This is a genomic window from Vibrio sp. SBT000027 (genome assembly GCF_963894355.1).
GTDB lineage: Bacteria > Pseudomonadota > Gammaproteobacteria > Enterobacterales > Vibrionaceae > Vibrio > Vibrio splendidus.
In genome coordinates this window covers 1,129,264-1,150,881 of sequence record NZ_CAWQGD010000004.1, presented here as the reverse complement: position 1 = coordinate 1,150,881, position 21,618 = coordinate 1,129,264, and the positions used below count along the sequence as shown (strand labels likewise).

18 protein-coding genes are annotated in these 21,618 nt (G+C 44.7%); 9 read left to right on the top strand and 9 right to left on the bottom strand.

Features of this window, described 5'->3' with window-relative positions:
- Positions 1-649: 649 nt before the first annotated feature.
- Positions 650-1,579 carry an agmatinase gene (speB, locus tag AACU28_RS15020; protein WP_121603146.1) on the bottom strand — a complete coding sequence of 310 codons (930 nt, stop codon included), beginning with the start codon at positions 1,577-1,579 and terminating at the stop codon, positions 650-652.
- Positions 1,579-3,486 carry an arginine decarboxylase gene (speA, locus tag AACU28_RS15015; RefSeq protein WP_121603684.1) on the bottom strand — a complete coding sequence of 636 codons (1,908 nt, stop codon included), beginning with the start codon at positions 3,484-3,486 and terminating at the stop codon, positions 1,579-1,581. Before speA ends, speB begins: the two co-directional genes overlap by 1 nt.
- A gap of 561 nt (positions 3,487-4,047) precedes the next feature.
- On the opposite strand from speA, the gene AACU28_RS15010 reads away from it, so the two are divergent.
- The 4 genes from AACU28_RS15010 to AACU28_RS14995 all read left to right on the top strand — a co-directional run bounded on the left by AACU28_RS15010 (position 4,048) and on the right by AACU28_RS14995 (position 9,431).
- The gene (locus AACU28_RS15010) at positions 4,048-5,484 is read left to right on the top strand and encodes a coniferyl aldehyde dehydrogenase (protein WP_121603145.1); all 1,437 of its coding nucleotides are present in this window, start codon (positions 4,048-4,050) and stop codon (positions 5,482-5,484) included.
- Complete coding sequence (locus AACU28_RS15005; RefSeq protein ID WP_108151148.1) at positions 5,481-6,059, top strand: TetR/AcrR family transcriptional regulator; 579 nt, start codon at positions 5,481-5,483, stop codon at positions 6,057-6,059. Before AACU28_RS15010 ends, AACU28_RS15005 begins: the two co-directional genes overlap by 4 nt.
- Before the next feature lie 443 nt (positions 6,060-6,502).
- Positions 6,503-8,077, top strand: coding sequence for an ATP-binding cassette domain-containing protein (locus AACU28_RS15000; RefSeq protein WP_121603144.1), 1,575 nt, complete (start codon positions 6,503-6,505; stop codon positions 8,075-8,077).
- Positions 8,078-8,192: 115 nt separating this feature from the next.
- Complete coding sequence (locus AACU28_RS14995) at positions 8,193-9,431, top strand: leucine-rich repeat-containing protein kinase family protein (RefSeq protein WP_121603143.1); 1,239 nt, start codon at positions 8,193-8,195, stop codon at positions 9,429-9,431.
- Between the two features lie 140 nt (positions 9,432-9,571).
- Here the strand turns inward: AACU28_RS14995 and AACU28_RS14990 are convergent, their stop codons facing one another.
- The 7 genes from AACU28_RS14990 to AACU28_RS14960 all read right to left on the bottom strand — a co-directional run bounded on the left by AACU28_RS14990 (position 9,572) and on the right by AACU28_RS14960 (position 14,940).
- On the bottom strand, positions 9,572-10,021 hold the full coding sequence (locus tag AACU28_RS14990) for a hypothetical protein (RefSeq protein ID WP_121603142.1): 450 nt from the start codon (positions 10,019-10,021) through the stop codon (positions 9,572-9,574).
- A gap of 69 nt (positions 10,022-10,090) precedes the next feature.
- On the bottom strand, positions 10,091-10,405 hold the full coding sequence (gene yqfB / locus AACU28_RS14985; RefSeq protein WP_017086672.1) for a N(4)-acetylcytidine aminohydrolase: 315 nt from the start codon (positions 10,403-10,405) through the stop codon (positions 10,091-10,093).
- Positions 10,406-10,633: 228 nt separating this feature from the next.
- The gene (gene rplT / locus AACU28_RS14980; protein WP_004733517.1) at positions 10,634-10,987 is read right to left on the bottom strand and encodes a 50S ribosomal protein L20; all 354 of its coding nucleotides are present in this window, start codon (positions 10,985-10,987) and stop codon (positions 10,634-10,636) included.
- Between the two features lie 42 nt (positions 10,988-11,029).
- The gene (gene rpmI / locus AACU28_RS14975) at positions 11,030-11,224 is read right to left on the bottom strand and encodes a 50S ribosomal protein L35 (protein ID WP_004733518.1); all 195 of its coding nucleotides are present in this window, start codon (positions 11,222-11,224) and stop codon (positions 11,030-11,032) included.
- Positions 11,225-11,328: 104 nt separating this feature from the next.
- Positions 11,329-11,880, bottom strand: a complete 552-nt coding sequence (gene infC / locus AACU28_RS14970; RefSeq protein ID WP_076646145.1) for a translation initiation factor IF-3 — start codon at positions 11,878-11,880, stop codon at positions 11,329-11,331.
- A gap of 2 nt (positions 11,881-11,882) precedes the next feature.
- Positions 11,883-13,811, bottom strand: coding sequence for a threonine--tRNA ligase (gene thrS, locus AACU28_RS14965; RefSeq protein ID WP_029222173.1), 1,929 nt, complete (start codon positions 13,809-13,811; stop codon positions 11,883-11,885).
- 385 nt (positions 13,812-14,196) lie between these two features.
- Positions 14,197-14,940 carry a sporulation protein gene (locus AACU28_RS14960; protein ID WP_121603141.1) on the bottom strand — a complete coding sequence of 248 codons (744 nt, stop codon included), beginning with the start codon at positions 14,938-14,940 and terminating at the stop codon, positions 14,197-14,199.
- 181 nt (positions 14,941-15,121) lie between these two features.
- Here AACU28_RS14960 and hutC point away from each other — a divergent pair, with 181 nt between their 5' ends.
- The 5 genes from hutC to hutH all read left to right on the top strand — a co-directional run bounded on the left by hutC (position 15,122) and on the right by hutH (position 21,558).
- Positions 15,122-15,835 (top strand): histidine utilization repressor, encoded by a 714-nt coding sequence (gene hutC, locus AACU28_RS14955; RefSeq protein ID WP_102488256.1) that lies wholly within the window; start codon positions 15,122-15,124, stop codon positions 15,833-15,835.
- 113 nt (positions 15,836-15,948) lie between these two features.
- Positions 15,949-17,199: an imidazolonepropionase gene (gene hutI, locus AACU28_RS14950; RefSeq protein ID WP_121603140.1), complete on the top strand. Its 1,251-nt coding sequence runs from the start codon at positions 15,949-15,951 to the stop codon at positions 17,197-17,199.
- Positions 17,186-18,232, top strand: a complete 1,047-nt coding sequence (gene hutG / locus AACU28_RS14945) for a formimidoylglutamase (RefSeq protein WP_121603139.1) — start codon at positions 17,186-17,188, stop codon at positions 18,230-18,232. The genes hutI and hutG overlap by 14 nt, the downstream gene beginning before the upstream one ends.
- A gap of 84 nt (positions 18,233-18,316) precedes the next feature.
- On the top strand, positions 18,317-20,011 hold the full coding sequence (gene hutU, locus AACU28_RS14940; protein ID WP_102492569.1) for a urocanate hydratase: 1,695 nt from the start codon (positions 18,317-18,319) through the stop codon (positions 20,009-20,011).
- Between the two features lie 14 nt (positions 20,012-20,025).
- Positions 20,026-21,558 carry a histidine ammonia-lyase gene (gene hutH, locus AACU28_RS14935; RefSeq protein WP_017085756.1) on the top strand — a complete coding sequence of 511 codons (1,533 nt, stop codon included), beginning with the start codon at positions 20,026-20,028 and terminating at the stop codon, positions 21,556-21,558.
- Positions 21,559-21,618 lie beyond the last annotated feature (60 nt).

Below are 21,618 nucleotides of genomic sequence, written 5' to 3'. Positions count from 1 at the left end.
CAAAGCACTATTCTCTAGAGCTGTGAAAATTATTTGTAATAGCAATTTCAGGTTTTAATTAAACACATACTTAGCTCTCATCAATGGCAATCCATTGTTATGCCCAATCGGCTTGAAAAGAGAGAAGTATTTCACCTGTTTTTTTATAGTTTACGTACCCTTAAGCCTAGTCTTCCCCATAAAAAATGCCATGTCTGTGCGACGAGACGTCTTTTCAAAAATCTAGGGATTCTGGCTGGGGTTTGAAAATCTGAGTTAAAAGTTAGTAGGATGCTGATTTATATGCAAATAAACGCACAATGTAATTGCACCTCTTCGTTTTATAAATATATACAGTAATAAAGTTGATAAATCATTAGCGAATATGGGGCATTAATAGAGGTGAGATATGCGTTAACAGCAAAGCAGAGGTAAGTCCCATACTTGAGACAACAACCAGCGTAAAGATGATGTATTTCTACCCAGAATCAATTAAACGACTTGCATAAGGCACACCTGATAGCGCATTAATTCATAACAGGGAGAAGCTGCTCATTTCCAACGATGAGTTACTCTATTTGTCCACTACCAAAAATAAAAAAGCCCACTAAGTTGAACCTTAGTGGGCTTTAAAATCAGTATGTAGCGTTACGCTGTTAACAATCAAACACTATGATTTAGCGAGGCGATTTGCAGTCCAAACATAAAGCAGTTCAAGCGCAATCGTCGCGCCAGCCAATGCGGTAATCTCACTTTGGTCATACGCTGGAGACACTTCTACCACATCCATACCAACCATGTTGATACCTTGTAAGCCACGGATGATTTTGAGCACTTTATCTGAGTTCAAACCACCACACACTGGCGTGCCCGTACCCGGTGCAAACGCAGGATCCAGACAATCAATATCAAACGTTACATAAACAGGTTTGTCGCCAACAATATCTTTTACTTGAGCAATGATCTCATCCACGCTCATGTCATTCGCTTGCATCGCATTGATGACATTAAAGCCGTGACCTTCCTGCTTATACTCTGTACGAATACCAATTTGCACAGAATGCTCAGGCGATATTAAACCCTCATTTGGCGCATGGTAGAACATAGTGCCGTGATCGTAACGGCTGCCTTGACTGTAAGTATCAGTGTGCGCGTCAAAATGAATCAGAGCCATTTCACCGTACTTCTTGCCGTATGCTCTTAGCAAAGGCAATGTAATGAAGTGATCGCCACCTAATCCTAACAATGTTTTACCGCTGTTTAGAATCGCATCTGCGGCTGCTTCTAAACGTTGAGTTAAATCTTCAGCATCACCGCAATCAAACACAAGATCGCCAGCATCAATCACCGAGGTATGTTCAAATACATTGAAGTCCCAAGGAAACTTTTTGCCTTCCCACGCCAAGTTTACCGACGCACGACGAATCGCATCAGGCCCCATACGAGCGCCCGGACGACCCGAGGTCGCCATATCTAACGGCGCGCCCAACACAACCACATCAGCCTCGTTATCAATTGGGTTTTGTACCAATGGACGACGCATAAACGTCATCGCGTTGGAGTACAGCGAGTAATCTGGTTTGGTAAATAAATCGTTCATTAAAAATCCTCAAGATAGGTGTAACCCATCAAGCCTTGCTCTAACTCTTCAAGCACGCTTTGTTGCTCTTTTGCTGGTACTTTCGCCGTGACCAAATCTTTGTAGTTCTGACGAATCAGATCCGTATCGATGTGAACATAACGCATCATGTCTTCAACCGTATCGCCTTCGTTGATGTAGTCGATATTCGCTTGGCCACTTTCATCAACATTCACCACTACACTGTGGGTATCGCCAAATAGGTTATGCATATCACCCAAGATCTCTTGGTATGCGCCTACTAAGAAAAAGCCCATTAGGTAGGGTTCATCAGGGTTCCACGCAGGAACTGGCAGCGTTGTTTCAATACCTTGACCGTCAACATACTGGTCAATCGTACCGTCAGAATCACAGGTGATATCCAATACCACAGCGCGTCGCTCGTCCGCATTATCCAAACCACTTAGAGGCAATACAGGGAATACCTGATCGATACCCCAAGCATCTGGTAACGATTGGAACAGCGAGAAGTTCACGAAGAACTTGTCGGCTAAACGCTCGCTCAACTCGTCCAAAATAGGACGGTGGTAACGGTTTTTAGTACTCATACGAGAACTAAGTTCATAGTTAATTCGCAAAGACATCTGTTCTGCCCAAGCACGATGCTGAAGATTCAGCATGCCTGTGGCAAATTGATTGTGCGCTTCTGCGATATCACTCTGCGTGTCGTTGTAGATCTCGATCAACGCTCGATCATCGTTACCTGCATCTAATTCTAAGAAATTCTTCCACATGTTGTTTAGCAACATTGGTGCATCAGCTTCTGGAGCCGCCATGTCTTCCGGAGAATAGCTTTCTGTACCAATAACATTGGTTACAAGTACAGCATGATGCGCAGTCAATGAACGACCAGATTCAGAAATGATCACAGGTTGTGGCTGATTGTAGAGCTTACAGATATCCCCTACTGTCATCACAATGTTTCGAGCGTATTCAAGCAAGCCGTAGTTCATTGAGTTTGAAGACTGGCTACGTGTACCGTCGTAATCCACAGCCAAACCACCACCAACATCTAAGTACTTCAATTGAGCACCGATATCGCGCAGTTCACAGTAGAAACGTGCCGCTTCACTCACACCATTTCGCACATCACGAATATTGGCCATTTGTGAGCCAAGATGGAAATGCACTAACTCTAAAACATCCAGTTGGTCTTCTGCTTTTAAACGTTCAATAACGGTAAGCACTTGTGATGCAGACAAACCAAACTTCGACTTCTCCCCACCACTTGCTTGCCATTTACCTGCGCCTTGAGAAGCAAGACGAATACGTAAACCTAAACGAGGTTTCACGCCAAGCGCTTTCGCTTCAGAAAGAACAAGATCAAGCTCAGATAGCTTCTCTAGAACGATAAATACTTTATGACCCAGCTTTTCGCCAATAAGCGCAAGACGGATGTATTCTCTGTCTTTGTAACCGTTACACACGATCACCGAGCTCGCTTTTTGAGCCAGTGCCAATACCGCTAATAGTTCAGGCTTGCTGCCCGCCTCTAAACCAAGCTGCTTCTGCTCTAATTGAGCTTGGCTCGCTAAGATCTCGTCAACCACTTCTTTCTGTTGGTTAACTTTAATCGGGTAAACAAGTAGGTAACGGTTATCGTACTGATATTCGTCGATCGCTTGGTTGAATGCGTTACAGATATTGTGCACACGTTGGTGCACTATTTGAGGAAAACGCACAAGAGCAGGCAAACCAATATTTCGCTGCTCTAACTGTTTTACGATCTGACTAAGCGGAACTTGATGATCGGTTTCGCTCGGTGAAACATACACCTCGCCGTTATCATCAATTCCATAAAAACCTTGGCTCCAGTGCTTTACATTATACTCAGCACGGATGCGTTCCAAATTAACCGAATTTTCCAATTCTAGAGACCTCACACTATAGGGCCATCGACAGAAGATACCTCATTGGAATAGCGAGGTATAACCCAACAAAAAACGTTCGAAAACGATTTGTTGGCTGCATTAACCGATATTATTAAGAGTGAGTCCAACCATTGATATTTGTGGTTACGATTACGTTTTTTTATCGTCGATCCGACTTAAAGTGACAGGTAAGGTATTACAAGGTTTTAGACCAAAAAACAGGCTGAAGCGCATGAGATTTAAAGCACTTTCTAACAAAAAATCAGGTGAATAAAATACCAAAGACACATAAAATTCTTGGCTAATCAGGTCAAGTTAAGTCAGGGTTTTGACAAATATGACCACTTCCCAATCTGAACTCTCGCTATTACAAACACTACTTGTATCCCACGATTCGAGGCCTATAAACACTTCGTTCTTCCTACTAAAACTCGCTCACGTCAATGTTGTAACCGCTCAATTTTTGAACTTTTCTCGCGCATATCTTGTATTCGGTTCGATCTTCTTGTAATTTCAGCTGACCAACCAATCGGTCAGCTTTCGAATTTAGGGGATACTATGAGCCATAATCTAGACCTTGAACCAATCACGTCGAACATCAACGACATGGATAAAATATTCAACCGACAAAAAGATCACTACCGCAGTAATGTTAATCCAACGCTTGAGCAGAGAAGAAAAAACCTCTCGGAATTAAAAGCGTTGCTAATACACTACCAAGAGCAATTGATTGACGCAGTGTCTGAAGATTATGGTCATCGCGCAAAACACGACAGCTTGATTGCTGATATCACCCCTTCTCTTCACCAAATTAATTACAGTGATAAGAACCTTAAGAAGTGGTTGAAGCCATCACGCCGCAAAGCCGGTTTGATGCTGACGCCAGCAAAGATCACGGTTCATTATCAGCCTGTGGGCGTTGTAGGCATTATCGTTCCTTGGAACTTTCCTATAATGCTCTCTTTAGGTCCTCTCATCACTGCGTTAGCGGCGGGCAACACTGCAATGCTCAAGATGTCCGAGTTTACTCCTGCGACCAACCGAGTTTTAAAAGCCATGCTGGCCGAAGGCTTTAGTGAAGATCAAGTCGCGATTATCGAAGGTGAAGCGGATGTTTCCGCTAAATTTAGCCAGCTCCCGTTTGACCATATCCTTTTCACAGGCTCGACCTCTGTGGGTAAGCACGTCATGAGAGCAGCAGCCGACAACTTAACGCCAGTAACTTTGGAGTTAGGCGGCAAGTCTCCAACGATTATTGCTCCCGACTTTGATGTGGCTGACGCCGTTGAACGCATCCTGTTTGCAAAAAGCTTAAACGCTGGCCAGATTTGTGTGGCGCCCGATTACATCTTATTGCCACGAGAAAAAGTCGATGCGTTCATCACAGCTTATAAGCAATACTTCAAAAAGCTGTATAAAGCAGGCATTGAGAGCAAAGACTTAACTTCAGTGATCGATATGCGTCAATACAATCGTTTGAAGGGGGTGATTACAGATGCTCAATCTAAAGGCGCAGTCGTTCACACCGTCACCGAACAAGCGCAAGACGATGTAAACCACAGAATGACGCCGCACCTTCTCACCGAAGTGAACGACGACATGGTCGCAATGCAAGAAGAGTTGTTTGGCCCTATTCTGCCTATCGTGCCTTATGATTCTATTGAAGAAGCGATCAGCTACATCACAGCAAGAGAACGTCCACTTGCTTTGTACCTGATGAGTCATGATAAGCAGACTCAAGACCAGTTCTTATCGAATACGCATTCTGGCGGTGTTTGTATTAACGACTCGCTAGTGCATGTGGCAGCAGAAGACGCGCCGTTCGGTGGCATTGGCCCTTCAGGCATGGGACACTACCACGGCATTGAAGGCTTTAAGACCTTTAGCCATGCAAAAACTGTTCTAAGTAGAGGAAAAATTAACTTCACCAAGTTAATGCACCCTCCTTACAACAACCCAATTAAAAAGATTCTGTTCAAAGTACTAAATAGATGATTACGAAAAGGCAAAAAATCCTAGATGCTGCCCTCTTGCTCTTCTCTCAACAGGGGCTAGAGGGCACATCTACAGGACAAATAGCGAAAACAGCAGGCGTAGCAAAAGCGACACTGTTTCATCACTTTGAGAACAAATCTCTACTGATTGATGAACTGTTTCGTGAACTGAAAATAGAGCTATTTTCTACCCTTGACCAGCACACAGAAATCGCTGAACAAGATCGCTACCAAGCCTTTAAGTTCATGTGGATTACAGGGCTTGAATGGGCGTTAGAAAATCCAGTTGCGATGAAGTTCTTCACTAATGTTCATTTCGATCCGACGACTCAAACACGAGAAGTCATCGTCTCACAGATGTTCGCATCATTAGACGAGATCATTTTGAAAGGACAAGAAACTGGTGAACTGATGGTGTTAGACATCAACCTTGTTAGGCACTTCATCCACAGCCATTTTTTGATTTGTGCAAACTGGTTGATTGAACAGAATGAGTTACCACCAGAGCAGTCAGCCAAGTACATCAGCGATAGCTTTGATATGTGCTGGCGAGCTGTCGGCGGACAAAACCTGTAATTTCCACATTCGTTGAAGCACTTGCCTTCAAAGAACACTCTAAAGCGCCTCATGGTTATATCTATATAGGCATGAGGCGCTTTAATTATTTGGATACATTTTAATCACATCACCATATTGACTTTAAGCACCCTCTTTCAGTACCATCCCACCATCATTTCAAAAGAGAATAACGCCATAATGAAGTACTAACATCCTGACATCCGATTTATTTTTATAAAAATCATTTGGACACTCGGGGTTAGTGGGCGTTACTTCGTCATCTATTTTCGCGACAAATCAAACTCTTAAAGATCCGTTTTTTGACAAGCTACATCTTTAAGATCAGTACCTTAAAGACAGAAATCAGATCAGCGATCTATACATAGAATTCTGTGTAGGGTTCTATATAGAAAAAGCGCCTCACCCCTTTTACTCGTTTACACGTAAAGGGAGGTATTTTTATGCCTACTATATTAGCCAACAATCTCTCATTCCAACTCGATACTGGTGAGTGGTTATTCAAAGACATCACCTTTAATTTGAGCACTCGCCTCACCGGCCTAGTCGGAAGAAATGGGGCTGGAAAGTCACTACTTCTTTCGTTACTGATCGGGCAAAAACAGCCCACAACAGGCAGTGTTTCGCGACAAGGTTCAATAGGCTTTTACTCTCAGTTACCATCAACGCTACTGGGTTCCAACATCACCATCGCTGACTTCTTAGGGCTCACCGAAAAGTTAGATGCATTAAAAGCGATAGAGCAAGGTAGCTGCGAACTGCAGCACTTCAATATCGTTGGAGATGATTGGGATTTAGAGACACGTACCCAGCAGTTGCTAGGTACACTCAAGATCACTAGTGATTTGAACACGCTTTGTTGCTCTTTGAGTGGTGGGCAACTCGCCCTGTTACAGCTTCATCAGCTGTTCGTATCAAATAACGACATACTGATCCTCGATGAGCCTTCGAACCATTTGGATAACGATGGACGCAATTGGTTACTAGAACAATGCCAGTTGTTTGAAGGCAAGGTACTTGTCGTCAGCCATGATCGAAGCTTATTGAGACAAATGGACGGGATCTATCATCTAAACAGCTTGGGCGTACATTTCTATAAAGGAAATTATGATGATTACTTCAAACAAGTGTCTAGCCAAAGCGAAGCGCTAGACAAACAGATTGCGCATCATCAGTCCGAAAAGAAACGACTCGAGCGTCAAGCTCAAGCCAACAAGGAAAAGGCGCAGCAGCGAGAATCTCAGGGAAACCGACTCAGAAAGTCAGGTAGCCAACCCAAGATCTTATTGGATGCGATGAAAGATAAAGCAGGACAAAGCCAAGCCTCGTCTGCGACAAGCCAAAGGAACCTCATTGACCAAAACCAACATAAACTTCAGTCGCTTAAAGAACTGAAGGAACGGCTGAAACCACAAGCTTTGTATCTACAGCAAAGTAATAGCAGTAAAAAGAGCTCTTTGTTAACCGTTGAGAACTGCCGCCTTATTTACGGCTCAGGTGCGCCAATCAGTTTCTCTTTATCACAAGGGGAACGGTGTTATCTAACCGGTGCTAATGGGTGTGGAAAGTCGACACTGTTAAAAGCGATTCACGGTCAACACGCCAATTATAAAGGCTCGATCAAGCGCTTGGGGGCGACCGTCTATTTGGACCAACACTTTGGCCTGTTAGACACCAACGATACGATGTTCGATAGCTTGATGACACATAGCTTTGGGTTAACAGAGAGTGACGCACGAATCTTGTTGGCTGGAATAGGGTTCCGACGAGACTCCGTATACCGAAAAGTGGCACATTTAAGTGGTGGTGAAAAAATGAAACTGGCGATGTTGATCGTTAGCCACAAGCAAGACACCCCACTTCTATTGCTCGATGAACCAGACAATCACTTGGACATAGACTCACAACAAATATTGGCGTCCGCTTTGCGTGGATACAAAGGCGCATTTATCTTGGTCAGTCATGATGCTGATTTTGTTGAGGAGGTCGGCGTCAGCCAAAACCATATACGACTTTAACCTTCGTAGATTCGTTCACTTAGTTTAGTTAGGCGAGTATTCTTCCGGATACTCGCCTTTCTCGATTGAGACAAGTAAACTACGCGCCTCGAACATCTATTCATAAGGCTAAGGTTTGCATACTCTAGAACAATTAAAATCAGGGCAACTCAAAGGTATTAAGCGCTTAAAACTGTCAGAAGGTCTCACCGAATTTCCATTAGAGATCTTAGAACTCGCTGATTCTCTTGAGATTCTAGACCTTTCAGGCAATCAACTGTCAGATTTACCAGAAGAGTTATCGCAGCTGACTAACCTGCGAATTATCTTCGCGTCGAATAACCTGTTTACGCACCTTCCTGATGTTCTAGGTACTCTTCCTAAGCTCGAAATGGTTGGCTTCAAAACCAACCAAATCAAAACCGTTAGCGAGCAGTCTCTGCCTACTCAACTACGTTGGTTAATCCTGACCGACAATGAGATTGAGATTCTGCCAAGCTCACTAGGTGAAAGACCACGACTACAGAAACTGGCATTGGCGGGTAACAAGATTCGCGTGTTACCAGAAAGCATGGAAAACCTATCCAACCTTGAGCTAGTTCGCCTGTCTGCAAACCAACTGACTGAATTCCCTGAGTTCCTAATCAAGCTACCAAAATTGGCTTGGTTAGCGTTTGCGGGTAACCCGTTTTGCAAACACCCAAGCAGCTTAGATAGCGTGCCTGCTGTTAGTTCACAATGCTACTCACTGAATCAAGTACTTGGCCAAGGTGCGTCTGGCGTAATTTCACATGCTAACTGGTTAAACGGTGACTTTGATTTCCCACAAGAAGTGGCCGTTAAAGTATTCAAAGGCGAAGTGACCAGTGACGGTTACCCACATGATGAACTTGAAGCGTGTCTTCAAGCAGGCCAACATAGCAACCTAGTGAAGTCTATCGCTCAAGTCGACGAGTCAGACTACCTAGCGTTAGTCATGGAGCTTATCCCAAGCAACTATTACAACCTCGGTTTGCCCCCTACTCTTGAAAGCTGTACTCGCGATACGTTCAATGAAGGCTTTGAGCTTTCAATTGCTCAGATCAACAGTATTACAGATCAGATGATTGATGTGTTTGAACACCTTCATGCCAACAAGGTCTGTCATGGTGATTTATACGCACATAACACTTTGGTTAATGAACAAGGCCAAATGATCTTTGGTGACTTTGGCGCTGCGACTATCTACGGTTACCTAACTGAAGAACAGCAACAAGGCATTCGCCGAATTGAAGCGCGTGCATTGAAGTACTTTATTGAAGACCTACTGACGGTTTGTGCAAAGCAAGACCAAGACAGCGAGCTTTATACTCGATTGGCGAACTTCAAAGCTTAATGGTTTAACTTAATTGCTTAATAGCGCGTTGATTAGAAGTACTCGGTAGAATTGAAAACAACAAAGCCAACATCACTGTTGGCTTTTTATTCTTGGAACATCACTCATTTTAATGGGCAAGCAAGGTCGACTAAAAAGGATTAACGCTCAGCCTGCACCAATTTCAGATACGAATGCAGCTCACCATTTTTATATTCCACCGCAGAATGAATATTAAGATCAGCACGAGCCACAACAGCAAACTGGTAGCAGTTGTCACCCTTCAGAATCTCGACGAGTAACAAACCGTCAGCTAACTGCCACTGCCCTGTTGTTTCAAATCGATCGAACAAACGGTATTCAGTTAGAGAACCGTCAGCATTAAAGTGCACTTCAGTGATATAGCCGCCGGGGCAACTCTTCACCCACACTCGACTCTCGATATCACTGACAGTAAAGTCACGCTTGGTATCACGCCACGCTAGAAAGCCTTCGCTATCATAAAGAGCAATGTTGAGATCAGTTCTAGAAATTAACGGCTGCTCAGTTTGCTCACGACAATAAAGTTGAAGTAGGATTTTCTGAACTGTTTCGTTCTGTAATTCACTCATTGTGAATTCCCTTTCTTATTGCTCAGCAGTTAAACACTGTAGTGATCAACAAATTTCATTTAAAGCGGGTTACACAAGCTCGTAAGAAACCACATACAGCTCAGAGATACCGGGATAGATATCTTGAATCACGTCTTTGAGTACTTGCAGCGTCATGTTCTCTTGCTGAGCATGGAATTCACCTAAGTCATCAAACAAAATTGGCTCAACGCTGATGATCTTAAGATTACAGAACACACGTCCTTGCTCTAGCGTTGATACTTCCACAACACTGCCTGGTTGGTAGTCACGCTCAGATTCATCGCGAATAGTAATCGTCTTCTTGCCAGAAAGGATGTCAGTTTCAAAACGTTCGAAGAACGTCATAGTGGTAGGTGCGGTCATTTATTTCGGTCGCTTAACATTAAAAGGTTAGGTAGATGTTTATATACCAGAATGCGTGTTCAAGCGAATAAAAATTAGATGCGAAATTTCATCTCGTCATTCCCTAGACTGACGAAGGAAGGAAGGAAGGATGGAGGGAAGGAGGGAATCTCTAAAGAGCCAAATTACAGGCAATAAAAAAGGAGAACCGAAGTTCTCCTTTTCTTAAACCTTTAAGCTAACTCTAAATTATAGAGATGCTTTCGCTTTTTCAACTAGAACAGCAAATGCTGCTTTGTCGAATACTGCGATGTCAGCAAGAATCTTACGGTCGATCTCGATAGATGCTTTCTTAAGGCCATTGATGAAACGGCTGTAAGATAGACCATTTTGACGAGATGCCGCATTGATACGTGCAATCCAAAGTTGACGGAATTGACGTTTCTTGTTGCGACGGTCACGGTAAGCGTATTGACCAGCTTTGGTAACTGCTTGGAAAGCTACGCGGTAAACACGTGAACGTGCTCCGTAGTAACCTTTAGCTTGTTTTAGAACTTTCTTATGACGTGCACGAGCTTGTACACCACGTTTTACGCGAGGCATTATGCTTCTCCTAAACTAAACGAATTTATAAACTAAAAAGAATTAAGCGTATGGCATCATACGTAGAACTGCAGCCACTTCACATTTTGGAAGGATTGAGTTCGGACGAAGCTGACGCTTGTTCTTAGTAGTACGCTTAGTCAGGATGTGACGTTTACCAGCGTGCTTAAACTTAATACCACCAGCAGTTTTCTGGAAACGCTTAGCAGCACCTTTGTTGGTTTTCATCTTAGGCATGATGAATAACTCCGCATTGTTGAGTTGTTAATAACATAGTAATTAGGGCGAATAAAACCCTACAGCCTATGGCTGCAAGGTTTAATTACTTGTAAAGCCGTTAATTACTTCTTTTTAGGGGCCAACACCATGATCATCTGGCGACCTTCAATTCTCGTTGGGAAAGATTCGACAACTGCAAATTCTTCAGTATCGATTTTCAAACGATTAAGAACGTCAACACCGATTTCTTGGTGAGCCATTTCGCGGCCACGGAAGCGAATTGTTACCTTCACTTTGTTGCCGTCTTCAAGGAAACCAGTCAGGTTGCGTAGTTTTACCTGATAGTCTCCAATATCAGTTCCAGGTCGGAATTTAATTTCCTTGATCTGAACCTGCTTTTGCTTTTTCTTCTGCTCTTTCGCAGCTTTGCTCTTCTCGAAGAGGAACTTACCGTAGTCCATCACACGACAAACTGGCGGCTCGGCGTTAGGGCTGATCTCTACGAGATCCATACCAGCTTCATTTGCAGCTTCCATCGCTTCAGCGATTGTTACTACACCAACAGCTTCGCCGTCTGCGCCAGTTAGACGCACTTCACGAACGCCACGAATGTCACCGTTTAAACGGTGCTGGTTTTGTTTGGCCGGTTGTTGGCCACGTCTTCCGCCTTTAATAGCTATTCCTCCAGATTGAGCTTACGGTTTGAAACCTCGGCTTGGATGTATGAAATAAAGTCATCCACTTTAAATTTACCAAGGTCCTTACCTTTACGTGTACGTACTGCAATTTCGCCGGCTTCCATTTCTTGGTCACCACACACAAGCATGAACGGTACACGTTTCAAAGTATGTTCGCGGATTTTAAAGCCAATCTTCTCATTTCTCAAGTCTGCTTTGACTCTAAATCCACTTTTTTGCAGTTTTTTCGCAATTTCTTGTACATATTCAGACTGTTTGTCCGTAATGCCCATAACAATTGCTTGTTCTGGCGCCAACCACGTTGGGAAGAAGCCAGCGTATTCTTCAATAAGAATACCAATGAAGCGTTCTAGTGAACCTAAAATCGCGCGGTGGATCATAACTGGCGTGTGACGCTCGTTATCTTCACCTACGTAAGTTGCACCTAAACGTTCTGGTAATGCAAAATCGAGCTGCACTGTACCACATTGCCATGCGCGGTCCAAACAATCATGCAAAGTAAATTCAATCTTAGGTCCGTAGAACGCACCCTCGCCTTCTTGAATCTCGTATGCAATCTCCATCGCCTCAAGCGCTTGCTTAAGATCGGCCTCTGCACGGTCCCACATTTCGTCTGAACCTACGCGCTGTTCTGGACGAGTAGACAGCTTAACAACAATGTTTTCGAAACCGAAAGTTGTGTAAGTATCGTAAACCATTTCAATACAAGCTTTAACTTCTTGCTGAACTTGGTCTTCAGTACAGAATACGTGAGCATCATCTTGAGTGAAGCCACGAACACGCATAATGCCGTGAAGTGCGCCAGACGGCTCGTTACGGTGACATGAGCCGAACTCAGCCATACGTAGCGGTAGATCACGGTAAGATTTCAAACCTTGGTTGAAGATTTGAACGTGACCAGGACAGTTCATTGGCTTAATCGCGTATTCACGGTTCTCTGAAGAAGTAGTGAACATCGCTTCAGCGTACTTATCCCAGTGACCAGAACGTTCCCAAAGAACACGGTCCATCATTAATGGGCCTTTAACTTCTTGGTAATCGTACTCAGTCAGCTTCTGACGAATAAATACTTCTAGCTCACGGAAGATAGTCCAACCATTGTGATGCCAGAACACCATGCCTGGTGCTTCTTGCTGCATGTGGAATAGATCTAAGTGCTTACCGATTTTACGGTGATCACGCTTAGCCGCTTCTTCTAGGCGCACTAGGTGAGCCTTAAGCGCTTTCTTGTCGTGGAATGCAGTGCCGTAGATACGTTGAAGCATCTTGTTGTCACTGTTACCACGCCAGTAAGCACCCGCTACGTTAAGTAGCGTGAAGTGTTGGCAGAAGCCCATATGTGGAACGTGTGGACCACGACACATATCGATGTATTCTTCATGATGGTACAGGCCTGGACGATCGTCTTTAGAAACGTTCTCGTCCAAGATTTCGATTTTGTAAGTCTCGCCGCGAGCTTCGAATGCGTCACGCGCTTCCTGCCAGCTAACTTTCTTCTTAACAACCTGGTACTTGGTCTTCGCTAGCTCTTTCATACGCTTTTCAATCTTTTCTAGATCTTCTTGCGTTAGAGAGTGCTCAAGGTCGATATCGTAGTAGAAACCGTTATCGATGGTAGGACCGATCGCCATTTTCGCTTCTGGAAAAAGCTGCTTAATCGCGTGACCTAAAAGGTGAGCACAAGAGTGACGAACGATCTCAAGGCCATCGACTTCATCTTTAGCTGTGATGATTTCTAGGCTTGCATCGTTTTCGATAAGATCACAAGCATCAACACGCTCGCCGTCTACACGACCAGCAATGGTTGCTTTCGCAAGACCCGGACCGATTGATAGGGCAACATCTAGAGTTGATACAGGGTTGTCAAATTGACGCTGACTACCGTCAGGAAGAGTAATAATTGGCATTATTTGTCCTTTACAGTGGTGTTGCACACCAAGCAACACATGAAAATGTTTAATATATGTTTTTCAACCAACAAATATGTTGATCGGAGATATATGCATAATAAAGATACCCACATAGAAGCAAATACAGATGCCCCATTTGTGAGTAGCCGAACATTGTAACGAAATTATATGAAATGACAATGTTAGTCCCACAGCGCCACAAAAACTACATAACTTAAATGTCTCTTCTATATAGGACCTTCTAACACCCTAAGCTAACGTTCAATGATTGGTTCTTTGTCTTTATTTACAAACAAAAAAGCCGAACGGTTAAGTTCGGCTATAGAAATCGTACTGTCTTGTCTCTATTAATAGAAAGAGCATCTACTAACAGAGAGAGCGACTACGTACTCATGATTCTTGATACAGCGTTGCGAATGTCTGAATCGGCGGCGTTCGCAGGCAAGCTGAATGAGATGTATTGGTCGCCGCGGAAGCTCATTGAGCGGTCGATTTCTGCTAGGCAGTGAACCATTGAACCTTCAACGATGAATGACAGCTCGATCTCTTTATTATTCATGAAGCCGCCGCTGCGAAATTCAATCTCTTGGTAACAACCCGAACGAGAAGCAAAGCTGTTGCCTTTTAAGAAACCCTTCTCTACGTCTGCTTTCACCATTGCCATACCGGATGCTTCCACACCTTGGATGATTTTAGCAACCGTTGGCAGTGGGTGAACAGAGATAAAGTCACGGTCTTTAGGGTCAATCGCGAAGCCTATATCTAGGTTGGTTTCAACCCACACATGGCATTGGTTCATTTGTGCGTTCAACGCGGTGACTGGCGTTTCATCATGTAACTTAAGTCGGAATGGAACCAGTTTGGTTTCACCCGGTTGGATAACGAAAGGCTCTACCGCTTGAATACGACCCAGTGAAAAGGTTTCGTAGCTGGTACTGTCTTCCGTTTCTACTTTTACTTCTGTGTTGAGAACCAAGTTAATCAAGTCGATTTGTTGCTCAACGTCGCCACCAACAATGTGAACATTGCCAGACAACTCTCCACCTTGGAAAACTTCAATATTATCTAAGACAGTATCAACCTTTGCTGCACCGATGCCCAACGAGGCCTTTAATTTCTTAAACATATTATTTCCCTTTCTAATTATCTGATTTACGAATAGTTATTGCGTGACAATTTGCGACACTTGCCTCACAGAATCAAGCAATTTGCCCCATCTATGTTGAATAAGGTCACATTGCCCGAGGAAATGTTGAAATCGTGAAAAATTCCGTTACTCTATTTGTATAGTCAAATAAGGTTTCATTATGTCGAAAGCGCCGCTCTACCTTCAGATAAAACAGTTCATAGACGAGAATATCACCAGTGGTCACTGGCCAGTGGGTTACCAGATAACCACAGAGCTAGAACTCACTGAGCAGTTCAAAGTGAGCAGAATGACAGTCAATAAAGCCATTCGAGATCTGGTGTCTGAAGGCAAACTCATCAGGAAGCCAAGGCTAGGTACTTTTGTTTGTGAACCAGACGAAAAAGCGCAATCTCCGCTGCTTGATATCAACAACATCGCACAAGAGATCAAAGACCGAGGTCAAACGTATGCTAGCCAGGTTATCAAGCACAAGAGCATCAAAGCAGATGAAAGCACCGCGACACGGTTAGGTGTGATGATCAACGCAGAAGTGTTCTATAGTGAAATCATCCACTTTGCTGACAACACACCGATTCAATTGGAAGCGCGCTGGGTGAACTCGCAAGCCGCACCAAAATACCTAGAGCAAGACTTTTCAACCTCTACACCCAATGAATACCTTTCAAAAAGCTGCCCGTTGAGTGCAATCGAGCACACGGTTGAAGCCATTATTCCTGACTCTCAAATCAGAACGTCACTAAAGCTATCTGAATCAGAACCTTGCCTACTTTTGAATAGAAGAACATGGAGTAAAGAGCGCCTCATCAGCTTTGCATTGCTCTACCATCCTGGTTCTAAGTACAAATTAAGCTCCAAGATACTTCTAAATTAAAGAACATCATCCTGATCGCCGATCACATTTTTGCAACATCGACTTGATTCGGGTCAGCGTTTAGCCTATTTATTTGTATATACATTTAATGTTTAGCAAAGATCTAGGTGATTATGAATTTGATCCTCAAAAACGCACGAGTGGTCTCCATGAATTCGGGAGCCGATGGTTATCAGCCCTCCTCCCCTCAAGATATCGTTATCGAAAGCGGTAAAATCGTGTCCATCTCTTGTTCAAACCAAGGCGTACTTGCTTCTGAGTTAGAACAAGTAAGTATTGATGGTTCTTTGGATTACATCACCTATGATTGCAAGAACAAACTCGTCACCCCTGGGCTGATTGATTGCCACACTCACCTCGTATTTGCGGGTAATCGCGCCAACGAGTTTGAGCAGCGTTTGAATGGTGTCTCTTACACCGACATCGCCAAGCAAGGCGGCGGGATTCTCGCGACAGTCACAGCAACCCGCGCAGCCCAAGAATCTGAACTGGTTGAAATGGCGCTGCCTAGACTTGATGGCCTACTAAGAAGTGGCGTAACCAGCATCGAAGTAAAATCTGGCTATGGTTTAACACTTGATGATGAACTCAAGATGTTACGCGCAGCTAAAGCGTTAGAGAATCATCGCCGAATTAAGATCACCACCACTCTCCTTGCAGCGCATGCTGTGCCACCTGAATATAAAGAACAACCGGACAGCTATATCGATCTGGTTTGCCAAGAGATCATTCCTAAAGCCGCAGAGCAAGGGCTCGCCGATGCCGTTGACGTGTTCTGCGAATCTATCGGCTTCAACCTAGAACAAACCGAACGTGTCTTTGCAGCAGCCAAAGAACATGGGCTCGCGATTAAAGGCCACACTGAACAACTTTCGAATATGGGTGGTAGCGCACTTGCAGCAAAATACGGCGCACTCTCTGTTGACCATGTTGAGTACTTAGATGAAACCGGAGTAAAAGCACTGGCAGAATCAGGCACAATTGCCACCTTGCTACCCGGTGCTTTCTACTTCCTGAAAGAGACTCAACAGCCGCCTATCGCCCTACTTCGTGAACACAACATTCCAATGGCAATAGCGACCGACTTAAACCCCGGCACTTCTCCCTTTGCTGATTTAACGCTGATGATGAACATGAGCTGCACCCTGTTTGGTACAACGCCTGAAGAAGCGCTGCGCGGTGTAACTTGTAACGCAGCTTCTGCCATTGGCGACTCACAAACCAAAGGCAAAATTGAAATTGGTTATGCCGCTGATTTGGCTATCTGGAATATCGACCACCCTGCCGATCTAAGCTATCAAGTCGGTGTTCCTCATCTGCATAAACGCATTGTTAATGGCGAGGTATGTCATGACTCAATCTAATTCCAACAGCATTCAAAAGAACGCAACAACCGTGCATAACTTTGTGTGGACAGGGCGTAATGATCTTGAAGATGGCGCACTCGGCACACGCGTTCATCACATTACCAAGCAAGTGCAAAATAGTGAGTTAAATGACGAGCTGACTAGCAGTGCTATCGCCTTGGTTGGCTTCGCCAGCGATGCAGGTGTTGCAAGGAATAAAGGACGCGTGGGCGCGAAACAAGCACCTAACCTGATTCGCCAAGCGTTGGCTAATATGGCTTGGCACAGTGACGCTCACATCGCGGACCTTGGTGATATCGAATGCAATGATGGTCAACTCGAAGTCAGCCAAAAACAATGTGCTTCGGTTATTGCCAATGCTTTAGCAATCAACAAAGTGATTACCCTCGGCGGTGGTCACGAAGTAGCTTGGGCATCTTTCCAAGGCCTCGCTGATCATTTACATCAAATGGAACACCTTGATAAAGGTCAGCCAGAACGCAAACCTAAGATCGGTATCGTTAATTTTGATGCTCACTTTGATCTTCGCGAATTTGAAAGCAACATTGCCGATGTTAAACCGAGCTCAGGCACACCTTTCAACCAGATAAGTGATTACTGCCACACACATCAATGGCCGTTTCATTACGCTTGTCTTGGTGTGAGTGCGGCTAGTAATACCAAAGCGCTGTTTAACAAAGCCGACCAACTGGGTGTTTGGTATGAACACGACCGCAACATGACCCAAGTTAACCAAGTCGCTCAACTGGTTAAGTTACAAAAATTCATCGCTGAGTGTGATTACCTCTATCTCACTATCGATCTAGACGTATTTCCAGCAGCGACAGCGCCGGGCGTAAGTGCACCAGCGGCAAGAGGCGTGAGCTATGAAGCACTTGCTCCTTTTCTAGAACAGATTTTCCAACACAGTGAAAAACTCATTATCGCGGACATTGCGGAATACAACCCAGACTACGACGTCGATGGCCAAACGGCTCGATTGGCGGCACGTTTGTGTTGGGATATTGCCTCTGCAATGGCCAGCGACTAATCCAGCTATACCGATAACTACAACTACAACTACAACTACAACTACAACTACAACGATATAACGTGAAACAGAAGGAATTCCAAAATGACGGAACACCACAACAGTGACCCTCGTCTCGACACGACTCGCGAAATTCGCGCACCTCATGGTACCACTTTGCGCGCTAAATCTTGGTTAACAGAAGCACCGCTGCGTATGCTGATGAATAACCTAGACCCTGATGTGGCAGAACATCCACATGCACTGGTTGTGTATGGCGGTATCGGTCGCGCGGCACGTGATTGGAAATGTTATGACAAGATTGTTGAAGTATTAGAGCGTTTAGAAGACGACCAAACGTTACTTGTTCAATCAGGTAAGCCTGTAGGCGTGTTCCCGACTCATAAAAACGCACCCCGCGTACTGATCGCGAATTCTAACCTTGTTCCACACTGGGCGAATTGGGAACACTTCAACGAGCTCGATAAAGAAGGCTTGATGATGTACGGTCAAATGACAGCAGGTAGCTGGATTTACATTGGCTCTCAAGGCATCGTTCAAGGTACTTATGAAACGTTTGTCGCTATCGCGAAGAAGCATTTCCAAGGCGAAGCAAACGGTAAGTGGGTTCTAACGGGTGGTCTTGGCGGCATGGGTGGTGCTCAACCTCTCGCAGCTACAATGGCTGGCTTCTCGATGATTGCGGTTGAATGTGATGAATCACGAATCGATTACCGCTTGCGTACAGGCTATGTAGACAAAAAAGCCACCAGCATCGATGAAGCGATGGCAATGATTAAAGAATCAGACACACCAATCTCTGTTGGCTTGCTTGGTAACGCAGCAGACGTATTCCCAGAGCTTGTTGAACGCAATATCACGCCTGACGTAGTGACTGACCAAACCTCTGCCCACGATCCACTGAACGGCTACTTGCCACAAGGTTGGACAATGGAGAAAGCAGCGCAAGAACGAACCATTGATGAAGCTAAAGTAGTGAAAGCCGCTAAGCAGTCCATGGCCATTCAAGTTCAAGCTATGCTAGACCTGCAATACCGTGGTGCTGCGACCGTAGATTACGGCAACAACATTCGCCAAATGGCACTGGAAGAAGGTGTGGAAAACGCATTTGATTTCCCAGGCTTCGTTCCCGCCTATATACGACCTTTATTTTGTGAAGGCGTCGGTCCGTTCCGTTGGGCTGCCCTATCTGGCGACCCAGAAGACATCTACAAAACAGACCAAAAAGTAAAAGAACTGATTCCAGATAACCCACATCTACACAACTGGCTAGATATGGCGCGTGAACGCATTCAGTTCCAAGGCTTACCCGCTCGTATTTGTTGGGTTGGTTTGAAAGATCGTGAACGTTTAGGCCAAGCATTCAATGAAATGGTTAAAAGTGGCGAACTAAAAGCACCAGTTGTTATCGGTCGTGACCACCTAGATTCAGGCTCAGTAGCGAGCCCGAACCGCGAAACAGAAGGCATGATGGATGGATCTGATGCCGTATCAGATTGGCCACTATTGAACGCTCTGTTAAATACTGCAGGCGGCGCAACATGGGTTTCCCTGCACCATGGCGGTGGCGTTGGCATGGGCTTCTCGCAACACTCAGGAATGGTGATTTGTTGTGACGGCAGTGAAGATGCATCACAGCGCATTGCTCGTGTACTTCACAACGACCCAGCAACAGGCGTTATGCGTCATGCTGATGCGGGTTACGATATTGCCAAGCAGTGTGCTAAAGAGCAGAAGCTTGATTTGCCTATGCTAAACGAAGAACTTCGTCGCCTTTAATTTCTGGAGAAAACATGTTGAATTTATTACTTAAACCAGGACTTCTTGGCCTACCTGAACTGCGTAAGATTAGCCGTAGCCCTGTGAACTTATCACTTGATCCCGCAGCTATTCCTGATATTGAAGCGAGCATGCACGTTGTAGAACAAGTGATTGCTGAAGATCGCACTGTGTATGGCATCAATACGGGTTTTGGCTTATTGGCAAATACCAAAATTGCGCCTGAAGATTTAGAAGTATTACAGAAAAGTATCGTGCTTTCTCACGCGGCCGGCATTGGTAAATTCATGTCTGATGAAACCGTGCGCTTGATGATGGTGTTAAAGATTAACAGCTTGTCTCGTGGTTACTCGGGTATCCGACTCAAGGTCATCAATGCTCTTATCGATCTAGTGAACGCACAGGTTTACCCGTGTGTACCACAAAAAGGATCTGTGGGTGCTTCTGGAGACCTCGCTCCCCTCGCCCACATGAGTACGGTACTGCTTGGTGAAGGCCAAGCACGTCACAACGGCAAGATCATCACGGGCTTAGAAGCAATGCAGATCGCAGGCTTAGAGCCAATCACACTTGCTCCGAAAGAAGGCTTAGCTCTGTTAAACGGCACACAAGCATCAACTGCCTTTGCATTAGAAGGTCTGTTTGCAGCTGAAGACTTGTTTGCGTCTGCAACCGTGTGTGGTGCGATGTCTGTAGAAGCAGCGCTAGGTAGTCGTCGTCCGTTTGACCCTCGTATACACCGCGTTCGTGGTCATCGTGGCCAGATGGATGCAGCACTTGCTTACCGTCATATGCTTGATCAAAAGAGTGAGATTGGTGAATCACACACTTGTTGTGAAAAGGTTCAAGACCCTTACTCACTGCGTTGTCAGCCTCAAGTGATGGGGGCATGTTTACAGCAGATTCGTAATTCAGCAGAAACCTTAAACATTGAAGCAAATGCCGTATCCGACAACCCACTTGTTTTCGCTGACGATGGCGACATCATTTCAGGTGGTAACTTCCACGCAGAACCTGTCGCAATGGCAGCCGATAACCTTGCACTAGCGATAGCTGAAATCGGTAGCTTGTCAGAGCGAAGAATGGCGTTATTGATTGATAGCGCGCTAAGCAAACTACCGCCTTTCTTAGTCGATAACGGCGGCGTGAACTCAGGCTTTATGATTGCTCAAGTAACGTCTGCAGCACTCGCTAGTGAGAACAAAACATTGGCTCATCCTGCGTCAATAGACAGCCTACCTACTTCAGCAAACCAAGAAGACCACGTATCAATGGCTACCTTTGCCGCTCGTAGGCTTAGATACATGGCTGAAAACACCCGTGGGATATTGGCAGTAGAATATTTAGCAGCAGCACAAGGGCTAGACTTCCGTGCTCCGAATCTATCGTCTCCTCGTGTGGAAGAAGCGAAACAGATTCTGCGTGAAAAAGTCAGCTTCTACGACAAAGACAGATATTTTGCACCGGATATTGAACAAGCTAACCTGTTGCTCAAATTGTCCGTTCATAATCACCTAATGCCAGAAGGCACTTTGTGTAGCTTTTAAAGCAAAAACATTCTGAACAACACCCATTAGAGTGTCATATAAACAAGGGCTATTAATTGG